Origin of the sequence: Mesorhizobium sp. M2A.F.Ca.ET.039.01.1.1 (assembly GCF_003998035.1) — a bacterium.
Taxonomy (GTDB): domain Bacteria; phylum Pseudomonadota; class Alphaproteobacteria; order Rhizobiales; family Rhizobiaceae; genus Mesorhizobium.
On the sequence record NZ_RZRY01000063.1, the window covers coordinates 1 to 16,480 of the forward strand.

16 protein-coding genes are annotated in these 16,480 nt (G+C 62.0%); 11 read left to right on the forward strand and 5 right to left on the reverse strand.

The genetic code is table 11. From position 1 onward, the window contains the following. Positions 1 to 1,051, reverse strand: a 1,051-nt coding sequence (locus EOA24_RS07900; protein WP_145992528.1) for a PQQ-binding-like beta-propeller repeat protein, incomplete at its 3' end; no start/stop codon positions are given. Beyond that, positions 1,048 to 1,770 (reverse strand): heme-binding protein, encoded by a 723-nt coding sequence (locus tag EOA24_RS07905; RefSeq protein WP_126081317.1) that lies wholly within the window; start codon positions 1,768 to 1,770, stop codon positions 1,048 to 1,050. The genes EOA24_RS07905 and EOA24_RS07900, both read right to left, overlap by 4 nt. Before the next feature lie 58 nt (positions 1,771 to 1,828). On the opposite strand from EOA24_RS07905, the gene EOA24_RS41485 reads away from it, so the two are divergent. Both EOA24_RS41485 and EOA24_RS07910 read left to right on the forward strand, forming a co-directional pair. Further along, positions 1,829 to 1,999, forward strand: a complete 171-nt coding sequence (locus EOA24_RS41485) for a hypothetical protein (protein WP_189343073.1) — start codon at positions 1,829 to 1,831, stop codon at positions 1,997 to 1,999. A gap of 168 nt (positions 2,000 to 2,167) precedes the next feature. Continuing rightward, positions 2,168 to 3,220: a hypothetical protein gene (locus EOA24_RS07910; RefSeq protein ID WP_126081318.1), complete on the forward strand. Its 1,053-nt coding sequence runs from the start codon at positions 2,168 to 2,170 to the stop codon at positions 3,218 to 3,220. A gap of 9 nt (positions 3,221 to 3,229) precedes the next feature. Here the strand turns inward: EOA24_RS07910 and EOA24_RS07915 are convergent, their stop codons facing one another. Beyond that, positions 3,230 to 3,505 (reverse strand): helix-turn-helix transcriptional regulator, encoded by a 276-nt coding sequence (locus tag EOA24_RS07915; RefSeq protein WP_126081319.1) that lies wholly within the window; start codon positions 3,503 to 3,505, stop codon positions 3,230 to 3,232. Between the two features lie 140 nt (positions 3,506 to 3,645). On the opposite strand from EOA24_RS07915, the gene EOA24_RS41490 reads away from it, so the two are divergent. Next, positions 3,646 to 3,798, forward strand: a complete 153-nt coding sequence (locus tag EOA24_RS41490) for a hypothetical protein (protein ID WP_167507968.1) — start codon at positions 3,646 to 3,648, stop codon at positions 3,796 to 3,798. 1,028 nt (positions 3,799 to 4,826) lie between these two features. Continuing rightward, complete coding sequence (locus tag EOA24_RS07920) at positions 4,827 to 7,649, forward strand: winged helix-turn-helix domain-containing protein (RefSeq protein ID WP_281059407.1); 2,823 nt, start codon at positions 4,827 to 4,829, stop codon at positions 7,647 to 7,649. Here EOA24_RS07920 and EOA24_RS07925 read toward each other — a convergent pair. Next, positions 7,578 to 8,234, reverse strand: a complete 657-nt coding sequence (locus tag EOA24_RS07925) for an NAD(P)-binding domain-containing protein (RefSeq protein WP_126081321.1) — start codon at positions 8,232 to 8,234, stop codon at positions 7,578 to 7,580. The genes EOA24_RS07920 and EOA24_RS07925 overlap by 72 nt on opposite strands. Before the next feature lie 66 nt (positions 8,235 to 8,300). Here EOA24_RS07925 and EOA24_RS07930 point away from each other — a divergent pair, with 66 nt between their 5' ends. From EOA24_RS07930 to EOA24_RS07945, 4 genes are all read left to right on the forward strand, one after another. Further along, positions 8,301 to 9,260 (forward strand): DJ-1/PfpI family protein, encoded by a 960-nt coding sequence (locus EOA24_RS07930; protein WP_245466943.1) that lies wholly within the window; start codon positions 8,301 to 8,303, stop codon positions 9,258 to 9,260. A 55-nt stretch (positions 9,261 to 9,315) separates the two neighbouring features. Beyond that, positions 9,316 to 9,612 carry a putative quinol monooxygenase gene (locus EOA24_RS07935; RefSeq protein ID WP_126081322.1) on the forward strand — a complete coding sequence of 99 codons (297 nt, stop codon included), beginning with the start codon at positions 9,316 to 9,318 and terminating at the stop codon, positions 9,610 to 9,612. Positions 9,613 to 9,632: 20 nt separating this feature from the next. Beyond that, complete coding sequence (locus EOA24_RS07940; RefSeq protein WP_126081323.1) at positions 9,633 to 10,391, forward strand: alpha/beta hydrolase; 759 nt, start codon at positions 9,633 to 9,635, stop codon at positions 10,389 to 10,391. Positions 10,392 to 10,670: 279 nt separating this feature from the next. Then, the gene (locus tag EOA24_RS07945) at positions 10,671 to 11,147 is read left to right on the forward strand and encodes an integrase (protein ID WP_245466945.1); all 477 of its coding nucleotides are present in this window, start codon (positions 10,671 to 10,673) and stop codon (positions 11,145 to 11,147) included. Positions 11,148 to 11,158: 11 nt separating this feature from the next. On the opposite strand, the gene EOA24_RS42885 is transcribed toward EOA24_RS07945, so the two are convergent. Next, positions 11,159 to 11,311, reverse strand: a complete 153-nt coding sequence (locus tag EOA24_RS42885; protein ID WP_245466946.1) for a hypothetical protein — start codon at positions 11,309 to 11,311, stop codon at positions 11,159 to 11,161. Positions 11,312 to 11,360: 49 nt separating this feature from the next. Here EOA24_RS42885 and EOA24_RS07950 point away from each other — a divergent pair, with 49 nt between their 5' ends. Genes EOA24_RS07950 through EOA24_RS07960 form a run of 3 tightly spaced genes read left to right on the forward strand, consistent with a single transcriptional unit; the run spans position 11,361 to position 16,429 of the window. Then, complete coding sequence (locus EOA24_RS07950; protein WP_126081324.1) at positions 11,361 to 14,522, forward strand: AAA family ATPase; 3,162 nt, start codon at positions 11,361 to 11,363, stop codon at positions 14,520 to 14,522. A 24-nt stretch (positions 14,523 to 14,546) separates the two neighbouring features. Continuing rightward, complete coding sequence (locus tag EOA24_RS07955) at positions 14,547 to 15,701, forward strand: YcaO-like family protein (protein WP_126081325.1); 1,155 nt, start codon at positions 14,547 to 14,549, stop codon at positions 15,699 to 15,701. A 5-nt stretch (positions 15,702 to 15,706) separates the two neighbouring features. After that, positions 15,707 to 16,429: a TfuA-like protein gene (locus tag EOA24_RS07960; protein WP_126081326.1), complete on the forward strand. Its 723-nt coding sequence runs from the start codon at positions 15,707 to 15,709 to the stop codon at positions 16,427 to 16,429. Positions 16,430 to 16,480: the final 51 nt, after the last annotated feature.

A 16,480-nucleotide genomic window follows, 5' to 3' on the forward strand; every position in this document is an offset into this window, starting at 1 on the left:
CGTGGAGATCGTGCGGGGTCCATTGATAGAACCATTTCGCCGCTCCGGTGTCGGGGTCGCGCGCGAAGATTCCCGATGTCCATTTGTTGTCGCCAGGCCGCAGGTCGGGATTCCACGGGCCGGGATTACCGGTGCCGTGGAAGATCAGGTTGAGGTCGGGATCGTAGGAAATCCAGCCCCACATGTTGCCGCCGCCGATCTTCCACGCCTCCGGCGGCCATGTCGTGACGCCAAGGTCCTTGCCCTTGTCCATGTCGTAATGCGGCTTGAAGTCCGGGCCGATCAGCACGTCCTTGTCGGGCCCGGTATTGTAAGCCGTCCACACGACATGACCGTCGCCGGCGTCGAGCGCCTTGACCCAGCCGCGCACGCCCATCTCGCCACCGGAATTGCCGACCAGCACTTTGCCTTTCACCACGAGCGGCGCCATGGTGATGGTCTCGCCGATATTGATGTTGCCGATATGAGCGTTCCAGATCGGCTGGCCGCTGTTCGCGTCGAGCGCGATGGTGTGGCCGTCCAGCGTGTTGAAGAAGACGCGCCCGTCCGCGAAGGCTGCGCCGCGGTTGACGACGTCGCAGCACGCGACCCCTTGCGCGGCCGGCTCGGGGTTGGGCTCGTATTTCCATTTTATCGGCGCGCCGGGCTTGGAGAGGTCGAGCGCGTAGACGATGTTCGGAAAGGGCGTGACGATATACATCGTGTTGCCGACGACCAGCGGCGCCGCTTCCTGGCCCTTGTTCACTCCGGTCGAGAAGGTGAAGGCGACCTGCAGGTTCTTGACGTTGCCTTCGTTGATTTCCGCGAGCTCGCTAAAGCGCGTCGAGGCGTAGTTCTTGGCCGGCATCGTCCATTGCCCGTCATCGGGCGGCGCGGCCGCGGCAGGCGGAGAAATCGCCGGTGCTGGCGGAGGCTGTGAAGCGGCCATCAGCAACGTAGCGCAGGCCAGCAGCAGGGTCGGAAAGATGCTTGGAGAATATCTTCGGAGTGCCGACGGGTAGCCGGCCAGTGAGGCGTGATCCCTGGATCGTGCTGGGTGCGCTTGCTTCATTTGGGCGTCGAACCTCCGACGCCGGAACCGATTTCCGCCGCGATGTCGGCCTCGTGGCCGGCACAAAGCGGATGCCCCCAGCCGGAGGCGCTTTTCCCGCCGGGATCGAGATCGTAGATGATGGCGTCCTTTCGGTTGGGATTGACGCCCGCCGGGACCTTGTCGAAGCCAAGGGCTGCGCGCACGCGCCAGGCGATATTGTGATCGGCGCAGGAGGAATCGCCACTGACACCGAGGCCGCCGACAATTGTTTTGCCGTCGTAAAGTGCCAGGCCCCCGCCAAACACGACGACGCCTCCGATCGGCTTGCCGATCAGCGGGTCACTGGCGCTGCCAAACGTCTTGGGGTCGCCTGCGTAAGCCGCTGCTTCGTTGACGGGGTTGGTCGCCTGCAGGCCGAACAGCGGCCCACCGGGCTGCACCCCGGCAAAGAGGTTGGCTGTCGAAAGCGCCATGTTCGCAAGGCTAAGCCCATTGGCCGTGTTCGCTTTCTCGGCCGCGATTAACCGGCTGCCCGGCCACTGCGCATCAACCGTGGGTCCACTGAAGGCGACCGCGCAGACGGTGCCGTCGCGAGCTACGATCGCTGCCCATTCATTGGTCTCGAAGCCGCCATTCGCGGGGCCGCCGCTCGCCTTGACATTGGCCTTCAAGGCCGAGAGCAGCTTGTCGTGATCGGCCGGGCAGGGCGCCTGGGCCCGAGCAGTGCCTTGCTGCATCGAGCTAAACGCCAAGACAAGCAGGCCCAGAGCTAGTGGCAAGAACCGACGATGAGACATGATCAGAAAACGCTTGTTGATGTTACTGAACTGGCAATCGGCTGCTTTGTTCCTCGAACATCGCGAAGGGTTGCACCGGCGAGGTTTGCTGGCCGAGGCTGCCGGATCGGAAGAGGATCGGACGGCGCCGAATCCGCAGCAGATCGCTTCGTCCCATCACGCTGTTTGATACGCACGCCCGTTTGTAACTGTCGCCGGTTTGCGATCTTGCCGGCTCCGGGGCCGAGATGATCGATCGGCGGCTCGGAGAGCTTTACCCCCTTCGGCTTCCCTGCGAGTCCGATGCAGCAGGAGGCCAGGGTTTCTGAACACAAGTCCGGTCTGGGCGTTACAGGAGATGTTCGTCGATATCCTGCAATTCGTCGTCGGAGCCCTTGTGGTCTGGTTCACGCTTCGCGATGTCTTTGACACCGTCGTTGTGCCGGGCGAGAGCCGGGCGTCCCTGCGTCTCGCAAGCCGGATGGTGTTCGCCGGCTTGTTCGGGCTGCGCCATACGCGCAAGGCCGGCGCCGCCATTCCGGCGGCGTTCGCGCCTTTCGTGCTGGTAGCGTCCTTCACCGGCTGGATGCTGCTTCTCATTTTCGGTTTCGGGCTGATGGTGGCTGCTCTGAGCGGTTGGTACCGGCCCGCGGTGCCGACCTTCTCCCAGTCGGTGTTCGTTGCCGGAAGCAGCCTGGTGACGGTTGGCCTGAGCGAGACGGACGCGACCGGTCCTGCCCGTTGGGTCAACATCGCGGCGGGATTCTGCGGTCTGTCGGTCATGACGATGGCCGTCACCTACCTGCTTCAGGTGCAGACCAGCATCGGCAGGCGTGACTCCGGCATCCTCAAGATCACCACAGCGTCAGGCGATCCGCCGTCCGCGGTGGCGCTGCTGGAGCGCTATGCTTCACTCGGTTGCAAGGATGAGCTGGAACAGGTGCTCGTAAAGGGCAGAGATTGGTGCGCAGAGGTGCTGCAGAGCCATGCATCGCACCCATTCCTGATCTATTTCCGGTCTTTGGAAACTGGTGCGGGGTGGCCTGCCACTCTCGCGGCGTTGTTGGACCTTGCTGCCGTCATCGAGGCGATCGATGAGCCCAAACTGCGCGGCAAGGCTGTTCTGCTGCGTGAGGAAGGCACCCACCTTGCAGACGAGCTGAGCAAGCTGCTTCGGCTCGACATCGACCGCCCAACAACCGATAGAGAGGTGCTGCAGCAGGTTCTGGAACGTGCGGCAAGGGCAGGCTACGGAACCCCAAAACCGAATGGCTTGGGGCGACTGGCATCGCTCAGGGAATGCTATACCCCAACAGTCGAGGCATTGTCGCGTCATCTGGGCAGTCCGCCTGCGCCCCTTCTGCCGAACAACCGCAGTTTGTCACGCGAAGAACTGGCGCAGCTTCCTTGACCTGTGTGGTCACATTTCGCTGTTGCCGATTATCCCGGCTTCGCCCCCGGCGAGATTGGTGGCGTGCGGAGCTTTCGAAGTGTGCAAGCGCACGACAGGCTTGCCGGAGCTGTCCTGTCCAAAGAACGCGACGCCGGCGGCCTGCAATACCTGGCGCATGGCAAGCAGTTTTTCCGCCGAGGGCACCCGACCTCCGCGCTCGAATTCGCGAATGCTCGCTTCGCTCAAGTCGCATTTTGCCCCAAGCCGCACCCGCGGCCAGTTCAACAAGGTTCGGGCGGCCATTACCTGCTCTGGCGTTAGAGGAGCCACCAAACATCTCCACTGCTTCTTGATCGTGTCTCGAACTGAAAGTTCAAGAACATGTTCCCTTGCCCCCAAAAATCGCAGGCGAAATGCCCCTCCGACCGCTGCCCCTTGGAACAATGATGATCACCTTCCGTTCGGTGGCGATGAAACAGCTTCTCTCAGATTTCGCGGCAATGGCGCAGCCGGGTTATTGGATTGCCCTCGGACTTCTTGTCATCCCTTACGGAGTGGGCGTGTTTTTCCTTGTGAGGGTTTGCCACTGTATGTGAGCGCGTGCGTGGCGCGATCATGAGCCCGGGCCTCGACGTTGGTTGGCGGGTTTTCTTGTTGCAACTCGGAACAAGCTGCAGTTTGCCATGTTGAGAAGGTCTGCGACTGTCCCCCTCAAGCGGTCGCAGAATGGTGGAAACACCGGCCCGCGTCCTCGCCGAGGGGCGCGGGTTTCCCCTTTTTCAGGCCACGCCGGAACCAACCGGCACGGTTGGCGGTCCCTCTCGCGCGAAACCGGGGGAACGAGTGCATGCTTAGATTTCTGATCGCCCTGGCCGCGGTGTATGCTGCCATCAGACTTGGCAGGGATGTCGGATGCGGTGAGGCTCGGACGTTGTTCAACGGCCCGGTGGACTACACTTCATGAATATCTAAGTTCGTGAAATAATTGGTTTATTAGGAAAATAGCTGGCGGAGAGAGCATCTTTCGAATAACCACCTAACTGGTTGAGACTGTTGGAATTTTTTTTGTCGCCCGTTGCCCAGTTTGTTACACAGCCAAGGATGGCCGTTTTGCGCCCTATAGCAGACATTCACAGGCGTCTCTGAACTCGGTCACCCGGCCTCACACGGCGCCAGATCCACTTCGCAAAGTGAACATTTCGACCCTGCACGCGGCCCACAGCCTCACCATGTCGCGCACGGGGATCGGTTTTTATAGCTTCGCGACATCCGCCAGATCGGCGGCGATCGCTTCGGCGCCAGTGGCAAATGCGAACGGCACACCGCGTGACCTAGCAAATGCACGATCGAACATCGACCCGGACGATGCTCGCGTCGAGTTGAGCAAGGGACGTAGGGCCCCCTTCTCAGGACGTCGTTGCTGATCGAGTGGCTTGCACACGACGCCTAAACGCGCTCATTTGAAAGTGTTACTAGCAATGACAGTCGCGGTTGTACCTTGCGGCACGACTGTCGAAGCGCGAGGCGCAGTCGCTTGGGCACTGATTCAGATCGCAGGACGCTGTCATTTGGCCCCTTTTACTTGCTTCCTGCGCGGGAGCTGCTGGTACGCGGGGCTCAACCTGTGCGGATTGGTAGCCGCGCCTTGGGGATCCTTGTCGCGATGGCCGAACGAGCTGGCGAAGTCGTCAGCAAGAGGGAGCTGTTCGATATCGTTTGGCCCAACACGGCTGTCGAGGAGAGTAGTCTCAGGGTCCATGTCGCTGCCCTGCGTAAAGCGCTTGGCGACGGCGAAGGCGATAACCGGTACATCGCCACCATTCCCGGCCGTGGCTATCGCTTCGTCGCGCCAGTCGCAACAACCGGAGAGCCGGTGCCTCGCCAAATAGACGCCGCCGCACGACCGCGAAGCGACGGGAAAGTGGTCGCCGGAATTCGCATCTTCGGCCGTGACGACTTCGTGGCCTCGCTGAACGCCCTTTTGTGCGAACGGCGCCTTGTCAGCGTGGTCGGTCCGGGAGGAATGGGGAAGACGTCCGTCGCACTGGCTGTCACGGAATCTGTCGCGACGCGTTACTCCGATGGGGCATATATTGTCGAACTTGCGCGCTTGGTTGACCCACGACTCGTCCCTACTGCGCTCGCCACGGCACTGGGCAAGCCGGTCCGCTCCAAAGACGCGACCCCCGAGCTTCTCGAGTTCCTCCAGAATAAACACATGCTGATCGTGCTCGATAATTGTGAGCATCTTATCGACGCGGCGGCTGAACTGGCAGAACGGATCACCCAAAACACGTCACAAGTCAGCGTCCTGGCCACGAGCCGCGAGCCCCTTCGCGCTCTCGGCGAGACCGTGGCACGATTGCCGTCGCTCGAGTTCCCGACCCGGCTGGAAGGCCTCACGACGGCCGAGGCGCTCAGCTTTCCGGCCACGCAACTCTTTGTCGATCGTGCGAAGGCGACGCGAAGCGATTTCGAACTCGATGATTCGACGGTGCCATTTGCCGCCGACATATGTCGTCGCCTCGACGGAATTCCGCTTGCTATCGAGCTCGCGGCTGGCCGAGTCGATGCATTTGGCATGCGAGAACTTGCATCTTTGTTAGACGAACGATTTCGCGTGCTGAACCGCGGCAGGCGAACGGCGCTACCGCGTCAGCAGACCTTGAGCGCAACTTTTGATTGGAGCTATGAACTGCTGTCGGAAAGCGAGCAAACCGTCCTGAGGCGTCTGTCGGTCTTCGTCGGAGCCGTGACGATGACGCCGGCGGTTGCCGTTGCGGCCGGCAGCGACCATTCCTCGTCCGATACGGCGGCTGTGATTGCAGGCCTGGTATCGAAGTCGCTGGTGGCAGCCGACACCAGCGGTACGGTGACCCAATACAGGTTGCTAGAATCGACTCGAAGCTACGCTCGCGAGAAGTTGACCGAGGCAGGCGAAAGCTCCGCCTCGGCGCGTCGCCACGCATCCTACTACGCCGCGCTTCTTGATCGGGCGCATTCCGAGTTTTTCAGCAGGCCGCTAGCCGAGTGGATGGCCGAGTACAGCAGCTGCATCGACAACGTCCACGTTGCCATTGATTGGGCTCTATCGCCTGATGGCGACGGTGATGTCGGCGTGGCGCTCACTGCCAACGCCGTTCCGCTGTGGACTCGCCTGACCCTCCTCGAGGAATGCCGAACTCGCGTCGAACGCGCTCTCTCAGTCTTGAGTCCCGATGTCGCTCGCGGAGGCAAGCGCGAGATGCAGCTCTTCGCAGCATTTGCGGCGGCCTCGACCCTTACCAAGGGGCCGGGACCGGAATCGGAACTGGCCTGGTCAGCGACGCTCCAAATCGCTGAGCGGATCGGCGACATCGACTATCAGCTCCGTGCACTATGGGGCACCTGGATTGGCCATCACACCGGCGAGAGCCAGGCTAGGGCCCTCGAGGCGGCGCGCAAGTTCAGGGACGTCGCGGCGCTGTCGTCGGATGTTGCCGATCCCGTCGTGGGCGATCGGATCATTGGAACGGTCCTCTGGGCTCAGGGAGAACTGCAGGCCGCTCGCAGCACGATGGAACAGGTCCTTCGCTCATATGTGGCTCCGTCCGATCGTTCGCACCTGATCCGCTTCCAATTCGATCAACGGGTCACGGCCTATTCGGCATTGTCTCTGACGCTTTGGCTTCAGGGTTTGCCCGAGCAGGCAATGAAAATAGTCGAGACCAGTGCGCAACTGGCACAAAACCTTGCCCACGATCCTTCGATATTTCATGCGACCGCATTGTCGGGTTGCCGGGTCGCGCTCCTGGCGGGCGACAGGCCTTCCGCCGATAGGCTGCTGGCCTTGCTGCAGGGTGCGGTAGCGCGGCAAGTCAGCTACGGCGTCTGGATTCGAGCCTACCGGGGCGAGATCATGATCCGCGACGGCGATCCTGAAGCTGGTTCGCGTTTATTGGAGGTGGCTCTCACCGAGCTCCCGAAAGCGGCCTTTCACGCTCACTACGCGTCGCTTCGGGCCGCCCTGGCGCAGGGTCTCGCCGCTGCGGGCCGGGCTGATGATGCGGCGACAGTGATCGAGCATGCACTCGCACTCGCCGAACGCTCGGGGGACGTTTGGTATTTTCCGGAGTTGCTGCGCGTCAAAGGCGAGTTTTTGGCCGCACGACGGGCACCCGATGCGGCCGAGGAGACTTTTCTACTTTCCCTGGACTGGGCCCGGCGGCAAGGGGCGCTTGCCTGGGAGCTCCGCACGGGCATCAGCCTGGCGCGTCTTTTGGCGGAACAGGGCAGGATCGCTGTGGCGCACGCGTTCCTGTCTGAGTTGCGGGCAAAATTCACGGAGGGATTCGAGACGGTCGATCTCGTCGAAGCCGCACAGCTGCTCACGCGGCTAGAAGACAGTCGACGGGCCGATACTGATGAGATTGAGACCGACAAGAGCACCCGAGGGAAACTGCTGTAACCTGCCGCCTTCGGAGAGTCGGCCGAGATCGATGCCGGCCAGGCCCAGATGCGCGATCATCCTGCCGATCACCGCCTTGGCACGCGCATGGTCGCCAGAAAAGAAGATGACACGCCGTCCAGTCGCCGCCTCCGGGGACATCAGCAGCAACTGAGGCGGCAGCGTGTTGAAGGCCTTTACCAGTCGTGCGCCCGGGACGAGGTGGGATACAATCTCGCTGGAGTTCCTGGCCAGGAAATCGGGGAGTGCGGCGGTAGGCATGTCGGGGTTCGTTGCATCGATCACGATCCTGCCGTCCCAATCGGGCACTTCCAGTAGCGCCACGGCAAGCTGGGACCATGGTACGGCGAGCACGACGATTTCTTCTTGCGCCGCCTCGGTCACGCTAGCGGCGACGGCTAGGTCCCCGAGTTCCCTTGCAAAATCTTGAAGGGTTGACCTTCCTCCTTTGTTGCTGACAACCGCCACCATGCCGGCCCCCACTGCGAGGCGCGCGATGGCTGAGCCGAGCCGCCCACAGCCAATGATGCCGATCCTGGCATACTCGACATCGGGAAGACTGCTCTGAGATGGTCGGAGGGGCATGGGCTGGTTGGCTCGCGGAGTCGCTCCAGGATAATGCACGGCGCTCCTTTAAGCGAATGAATCGATGTGAACGTCGAAGCAACTAGCGCAGCAATTTTTCACATCGATTCACTCGCCGGCTTAGCCCGCCCAACCTATCGTCCACTTACCGACCTGAAACGGTGCCCTCCACCGAGCGCTGGAGGCCAAGTCCACCTACGACACGCAATGGAGGACAATGTGAGCAAAGGAAAAGTGCTTATTCTCGGGTCCAATGCGACCAGGATCGAGGTTAAGGGCGGCCGGTGGGGCGCTACAGGACAGTACCTCAATGAGACGGTCGTTCCAGCAATGGCCGTCATCGATGCCGGCTATGAGGTCGTGCTCGCGACGCCGAATGGCGAAAAACCGGTAATCGACAAGGCTTCTGATGCGCCGGCGCATTTCGGCGGCGACAAGGAGGCGTACGATCGCGCCAAGGCCTTCTACGCCGACCATCCATCGATGACGCCGCGAATGCTCCGGTCGGTAATCGAAGAAGGGCTGGACAACTACGCCGGTGTGTTCGCTCCGGGTGGGCAGGCCCCGGTCGTCGACCTCATGCAGGATCAGGACGTCGGCGATGTGCTCCGCCATTTTCATGAGAAGGCGAAGCCCACGGCCCTGCTTTGCCACGGACCCATATCAGCGGTCGCCGCGATGCCCTACGCACGCGAGTTTCGCGCGGCTTTGATTGCCGGAGATCCGGACAAGGCGGCAGAGTGGGCCAAAGGCTGGCAGTATGCGGGCTACAAGATGACGATATTCTCTTCGACCGAAGAGAAGGTGATCGAGGACAACATCTTGCACGCGAAAATCTATTTCCACATGCCTTACGCGCTGACGCTTGCAGGCGCCAACGTGACCACAACTCCGGTCGATTTCGATCCCTATGTGGTCGAGGATCGCGAACTGATCACGGGCCAGAACCCGCGTTCGGATCATCCGATAGGTGCAGCGCTGATCGCTGCGCTCGACCGCCAGTGCGAAGGCAAGCGCGCCGCCTGAGGTCCTGCGGGTCGGCCTCGGCGCCGACCCAACCTCCCGGAGAAAGAACTGGATCATGTCGACCGGTGTCAAGATCGTGGGAATCCTTACCGCTTGGCCAGGCAAGGCCGCAGAGCTCCAGCGGCTCCTATGCGCCACACGAGTATCCAGCCGGACGGAGCCCGGCAATATGAGATGGGACATCTGGCGCGACCGTGCCAATCCGGACCGCTTCATACTTGACGAGCTCTACTCAGACGACACCGCGCTTAACGTCCATCGCGAGACGCCGCACTTCAAGAACTATGCAAAGAAGATCGGCGATCTGGCCGAACGAACACCGATCGTTCTCGATCCGGTCGACGTCACATGAAACGCTAGGAGAACAGGACAATGAAACGTGCAATTACAGGATTACTCGCAGCCATGATCACAACGGCTTCCCCGCTCGCAGCCTCCGCTGCCGAAAAGGCCGTCTCAATCGTGCTCGTTCGCGGTGCCTTCGTCGATGCCTCCGGGTGGCAGGCCGTCCATGACATCCTGTCCGCGAAAGGTTACGAGGTCTTGGCGGTGCAGAACCCGACTGTCACCCTTAAAGGTGACGTTGAAGCGACCCGCCAGGTTATCGCCAGGGCCAAGAAGCCGGTGGTGCTCGTGGGTCATTCCTATGGCGGCGCGGTCATTACAGAGGCTGGCGATCTGCCCAAGGTGCAGAGCCTGGTCTACCTCGCCGCCTACGCGCCCCAGGCCGGAGAATCCGTGTTCGACATCGCGACGGCGCCCACGCCCGGCGAGGACAAGGCGCCGCTGCTCCCGCCAAGTAACAACTTCCTGCTCTGCGACTCGGAGAAGTTCCCGACTTCCTTCGCTGCCGATGTCGATCCAAAGACGGCTCGCTTCATGGCGGATGCGCAGGTGCCCTGGGGTTTGGAAGCCGTGCAGACAAAGATCACCGCCCCCGCCTGGAAGGAGAAGCCGACCTATTTCATGGTGACGACCAAAGATCACATGATCCCACCCAGCCAGCAGCGCGCCAATGCGGCACGCGCGAAAGCAAAAGTGGTGGAAATCGACTCCAGCCACGCGGTGATGCTCTCGCATCCTCAGGAAGTCGCCGACTTCATCGCTGGCGTGGCCGCCCAGACGAATTAATGCCGGTTGTAACCCATAAAGGCGCAGCTGGAGACAGCGAGACCACCCCGCGGCAGTCTCTCTTCATCGAACGGCGGATAAGGGCCGTCAACTATGCTGAACTGCCGACGCGGCCTTCCCGGATGGCTGGCGTCGGCCCCGTTCAATGCTTGAGCGGCTGAACATGCGACGGCGGCTGTTTCGAGTAGTGCCCACAAGCGGACGGACAGCAGCCGGCCCCGACGTTGCCATTGCCTCCTCGTTTCTATGCCGGCCAATCACGGCCGCAGGAGAAACGAAATGGGACATTCACAATATGACCCGACCGCCCACGGTCGCCGCGCTTGGAATGCAGGCAAGAAGGTTGGCACGAAACGACCTCTGAAACCTCGACAGATATGGGCTATCCGCTTCTTCCTGGATCGGGAGCAGCGTTTGCGCGATCGCGCGCTTTTCGATCTCGCGATCGACAGCAAGCTGCGCGGGTGTGACCTCGTCAAGATTAAGATCGGTACCCTCGTGGTCGGCCCGGAAATTCGGACACGCTCGATGGTCGTGCAGCAGAAGACTAGCCGGCCAGTACAGTTCGAACAGATGAGCGACGCACGCGCAAGTCTTCTTGCCTGGCTACAACGACGCGGCGGTGGTGTTGATGATTATGCATTCCCTAGCAGGATCAACCATGCTGCTCACCTAAGCACAAGACAGTATGCCCGTCTCGTCGATGAGTGGGTCCAGGCGGGCACAGGGAATGCGTTCCGTATTCCTGGGGCATAAGCCCAATCGCGTCAATCATCTACAAGGCGACAGGAAACCTGCGGGCCATCCAGATTCTGCTTGGCCACACCAAGAGTTTGCGCCTTGAGGATTTCTCTCCATAACGATCCCAGCATCGGCTTTTTCCTGCCCTGCCCACCGATCAAGTGTTTTGTGGACAGCATCGTACTTTGCTAATGTTGCCGCCACTGCACTCGGCGAGGAAATCGCAGCATGTCGGAGAAGGGTCCGGTCGCGTTGCCGGGGGCGTCTGTGGCAACAGGTTTTCTGGGCGGCAACGGCGACAATCCGTCCGAAGCCCGGCATGAGCGTCGAATCCTGACCGCGCTCTGCTACGACCTGGTCGGATCGACCGACCTTCTTGCCATCCTGGACATCGAAGAGTTCGAGGAACTTATATCAGCCTTCCAGCGGGCGACGAAACAGGCGGTCGCGTCATGCTCGGGTGCCGTCCAGGTCGAGGTCGGTGATGGCGGCGTTGCTTTGTTTCCTGCCGAAATAGACGCCAAGGACGCGGCATCGCTGGCGATCCGAGCCGGGCTCGAAATCATCGACGCCTGCAGGCGCGTCGGCTCGGACAAAGGCCGCGCCGATTTGCATGTCCGAGTCGGAATCGCGACATCGATGACCCTGATCCACAAGGGTGACGCCGATACCGGTCACGACAATGTCACCGGCCCGGCCTTCGCGATGGCCACGCGGCTCCAGGCCATCGCGCAGCCGGATACGGTGATGGTCTCGGACGCGACACGCAACCTGGCACGACGGTCGCATGTGTTCAGCTTTAGGGGCGCCCATGCGATCAAGGGGTTTGCCGAGCCGGAGCTGGTCTGGCGCGCGCTGAGTCACAAGCGCGAGGTCGACCGCTTCTTCGCCTTCGGGCGGCTGAGCAGTCCGCTCGTCGATCGCGAGGCCGAGCTCGCCACAATCGCCGAAGCATGGGACAGCGCCCTTGCGGGAAACGGCGGCGTTGTGGTGATCGAGGGCGAGGCCGGGATCGGCAAGTCGCGCATTCTTCACGAAGTGCGCCGGCGCACGCGTCACCAGCGCGCGAAACTCCTATTCTTCCAGTGCACGCCCGGCGGCTTGCGCTCGGCGCTCCATCCGCTGCTACAGAACGTAGGCGGCGATCTCGCCGGCAATGAAGGGCAGCTGAGTGCTGCCGCCGTGGCGGAAGCTTTCCGCGATCATGACGTCCACGATCCTGAAATCATCGACATCTTTTCGTTCCTGCTCGGCGCTGCGGGGGGCGATCCGATGCTCAAGGAGATCGACGCCGAAGCGATGCGCGCGAAAGCCAATTGGGCGGTTCGCCACGCGCTCGAAGCCCTGTGCGCCAGCGGGCCGATTGTTCTGGTGGTCGAGGACATCCATTGGATCGATCTGACGTCGAGACAATTGTTGGCTGAACTTGCACAGTCGGCCCGTCACTTCCGGGCGCTTGTCATCGCGACCACGCGCCCTGAATCCGGGAGCTGGCTGGCAGCATCGAATCCAAGGCATATCTCGCTAAAGCCGCTCAACCGCGAGCAAACGCGGCTGGCGATCGCGGCCATGTGGCCGCAAGGCACGCCGTCAACTTCCCCGGAATTTCTCGACGTGGTGGAACGCGTGACCGGAGGCGTCCCGCTGTTCATCGAAGAAATCTGCCAGTGGATGACCGAGAACGCGGCGTCGGCAACGGATCGGCTGGAGCAGACCGCGACGCGCAGTCATGCCTCGGTGTTCGAAAGCGTGATCGAGGCCAGGCTCGAAACGCTGGGGTCGGCACGCGAAGTCGCGCGCGCTGCGGCCGTCGCGGGCAACCGTTTCAATCAGGAATTGCTGCGCGCGCTGTTGCCGGAGCTCGACGACGAAATCATCGCAAACGCGCTGGATACGCTGAGTGACGCCGGGTTCCTGATCCGTGTGCGGCCTTCCGGCGCTCCGGTTTATGGCGTGCGCCATGCGCTTATCCAGGAGACGATCTACAACGCAACGCTGCGCAAGAGACGCCAAGCCTTGCATCGCCGCCTGTTTGCCGCGGTGAGCCGCAATCGAAACCTGGCCGGGTGGCTGGGCACCGCCGAGGTTGCCGAGCATGCAGAGCGCGCAGGCCTTCTGGAGGACGCGATAGCTCAGTTCGTGATCGCAGGCACGGAAAGCTCGTCCCGCTCGGCGATGGCGGAAGCGAGGCAGATACTCGAGCATGCATTGGCGCTCTGCGAGCGCGTTGCGGCAGCCGACACGCGAGACGCGCTGCGGCTATCGGCAATGATCGTGCTCGGTCCCATCCTGACCGCTGTCGAAGGTCCGAACTCGGCGCCCGCCCGCAAATTGTACGAGGACGGTGTGGTGATCGCCCGGCGGCGGCCGGTGGCCGAGCGGGCCAAGTGGTTCCCGATCTACTGGGGCTGGTGGTTTACGGATACCGTCATGGACGGCGAGCGCGCGGAGGTCGTGCTCAGCGATCTCAGGGATGTCGAGGATGCCGAAGTGCAACTCCAGGCCAGGCATTGCGTGTGGGCAATCGACTTCAATCTTGGCCGCCACGACCGCTGCATCGCGACAGTCGACGCCGGACTGTCGCTCTATGAGCACGGCCACGGCAAAGCCCATGCTGCGTTGTTCGGCGGACATGACGCGAGGGTCTGCGGGCTCGCCCACCGCGCCTTGTCAATGTGGTTCGTCGGAAAGCCGGCAGGCGCGCTCCATTCGATGTCGGAAGCTAGGAGCTGGGCGCAGCAAACCGGACATGCCGGCAGCATCGCGCATGCCTACCTCAACGAGGCGATGCTGCACTGCTATCGCCGCGATTTTTCGATGCTGCGAAGCGTGATAGCGGATCTGCGCCACTTGACCGAGCGTCATCATATGCCCGCCCTCGCCGCCGCAGCGCAGATCTTCGAAGGCTGGTGCGACGGCAACGCCGGCCAGGTCGAGGGCGGCAGGGATAAAATGCGGCAAGGCCTCGGCCTCCATGGAGAGTTCCAGACGCCTGAGGACGAACCGGTCTATTGCGGCATGCTGGCGGAGCTTTTGACAAGAACTGCCGAGGTTGATGAGGCGCTCGCTCTGCTGGACTCGGCTGTGGCGCAGGCCGAGGCCGGCGGCAGCCGGTTCTGGCTGGCAGAACTCTACAGGCGAAGGGCCGAGCTACTTCTTCTCCAGGGCGATGCGAAGGCGGACGTAGTCGCTGCCCTCGAAAAGAGCATCGCCATAGCCGCGGAGCAAGGCGCCGTGCCTTTCCTCGTCAGTACATACGAAATCCTTCAATCATCAGGCCTGTCACCTGAACTGTCGGCGCGCTATCGCGATCGGGTCGAACGTGCGAAATCCGCTCTCGAGCCGGGCGCCTCGCTGATCGTCAATCCCGAATCGGCTGTTCGGCACTAGCCGACCCTGCAAGAGCAATCCGCGATGCTGGAGCGATACAAACGCCTTGGTCCGCCGCCCGACGAGGCGCTGGCGAAGCTGATGAAGATGCGCGGAGGCCTTGGCATTACGCGGATCGCCGACATTACCGGACTCGACCAACTCGGCATCCCGGTCGTGCAGGTGACTAGACCTTTCTCGCTCTCCAACGCGGTCGCGCAAGGCAAGGGCGCCACGCTGGCGCAAGCCGCGATATCGGCCATGCTGGAATCGGCCGAGACCTTCTTTGCAGAGCAGGTGGCGAATTTCGACACAGTCGTCGGTTCCGCCGATCAATTGCGCATCCCGCCCGGTCGGTTCGAAAGGCATCTCCGGGGGGGCGCCACGCCCGGATGGCGCGGTAAGGACACGGCGTGGGTAGCCGCGGACAATCTTCTTACCGGCAGCCGCGACCTGGTCCCGTTCGAGCTCGCGCACACCGCGTATGTGTTGCCGTCCCTGCCCCACGACGGCATTTTCGCGGCATCGACGAGCGGTTTGGCCGCAGGCTTCGAGGAGCGGGATGCCATCGTTCATGGCATGCTTGAATGCATCGAACGGGACGCGATCGCCACGTCATACCGGACCCACGGTTTTTTCCACCGTCAACGCATCGATCCCGAGACGATCGATGATCCGTCGCTCCGTGATCTCCTGGAAACTTTGGCGGCCAAGAACGTGCTGGTCGGCCTTTGGCAGGCTTTGTCGCCGTTGGGCATCCCGGTGGTGTGGTGTCATCTGCTGGAAGACGAACCGACGGAAACGGTCCTTTTGGATCATCCGGCTGATGGCTCGGCTGCGGGTTTCAGTTTTGCCGGCGCGGCGGCGGACGCCATCTACGAAGCGGCCCAGGCCCGTCTGGCGGCGATCTCGGGGGCACGCGATGACCTGACGCGCGCGTCCTATCCGAAATACCCCGATCGGCAGATGATTGCCGCGCATCGCCGGCTCCTCCGCGATGGACCGCGCAGCGTGGATTTCCGCGCGCTTGCCGAGCAGAATTTCAACACGGCGTCGGACGGGCTGTCGGTCCTCTTGGCAATTCTCGAAGACGGAGGGTTCGATGCGGTCCACCTAGTCCGGGTAAGAACGCGACCGTTCGACGCCCTGTCGGTTGTCAGGATCGTCATCCCTGTCTTGCAGCCACTTTTGCAGGGGTAGATTTTATGCGCCCGAAACTCGTCTTCACCGGCCCTACCGTGTCCCATGCCGACGCGTTGAAGGTCGTCGATGCGGTATGCCTTCCCCCCGCCGTGCAAGGATCGATTGTTTCAGCCGTGCAGCATTTAGACCCGAGCGCGATCCTTGTCATAGACGGCGGTTTTCAGGCTGAGCCGGCGGTTCGGCACAAGGAAATCCTTTGGGCTCTCAGCCGCGGCATTCATGTCTTCGGAGCGGCCAGCATGGGCGCCCTTCGAGCAGCCGAGCTGTTCCCCCATATGCAAGGCGTCGGGCTTATCTACCGATGGTATCGCCGCTTCGCCTTTGCACCCGACGACGCTGTAGCGGTATTGCATGGACCGGCCGAGGTGAATTTCGCTCAATTGACGCATGCGCTGATTGACTTGCGCCGGACCCTTCGCGCTGCTTGCCGGCGCGGCGTGATTTCATCCGAACAGCAGGCGAGGCTCGAGGGTGCGGCACAGGCCGTCAACTTTCGCGAGCGCACCCTGGCACGGATGGTCCGGGATGCGCATCACGGCAACGACGACGTCGAGAAATTGTGCAGGGAGCTCGGCGCGGCTTTCGTCCAGCAAAAAAAGCAAGATGCCCTGCGGGCACTCGAACTTTTGCGGGACCAAGCATTTGAAAAAGCACACCCCATGCCGGAATTGCAGCTAACCTCCGCCTTCTCCAAGGATATGGATGATGCGGGGCTGGCGCTATAGGTCGTGACCTCTTGGCGGCCGACGATTTACGCAACGTAAGCACCGTGATAG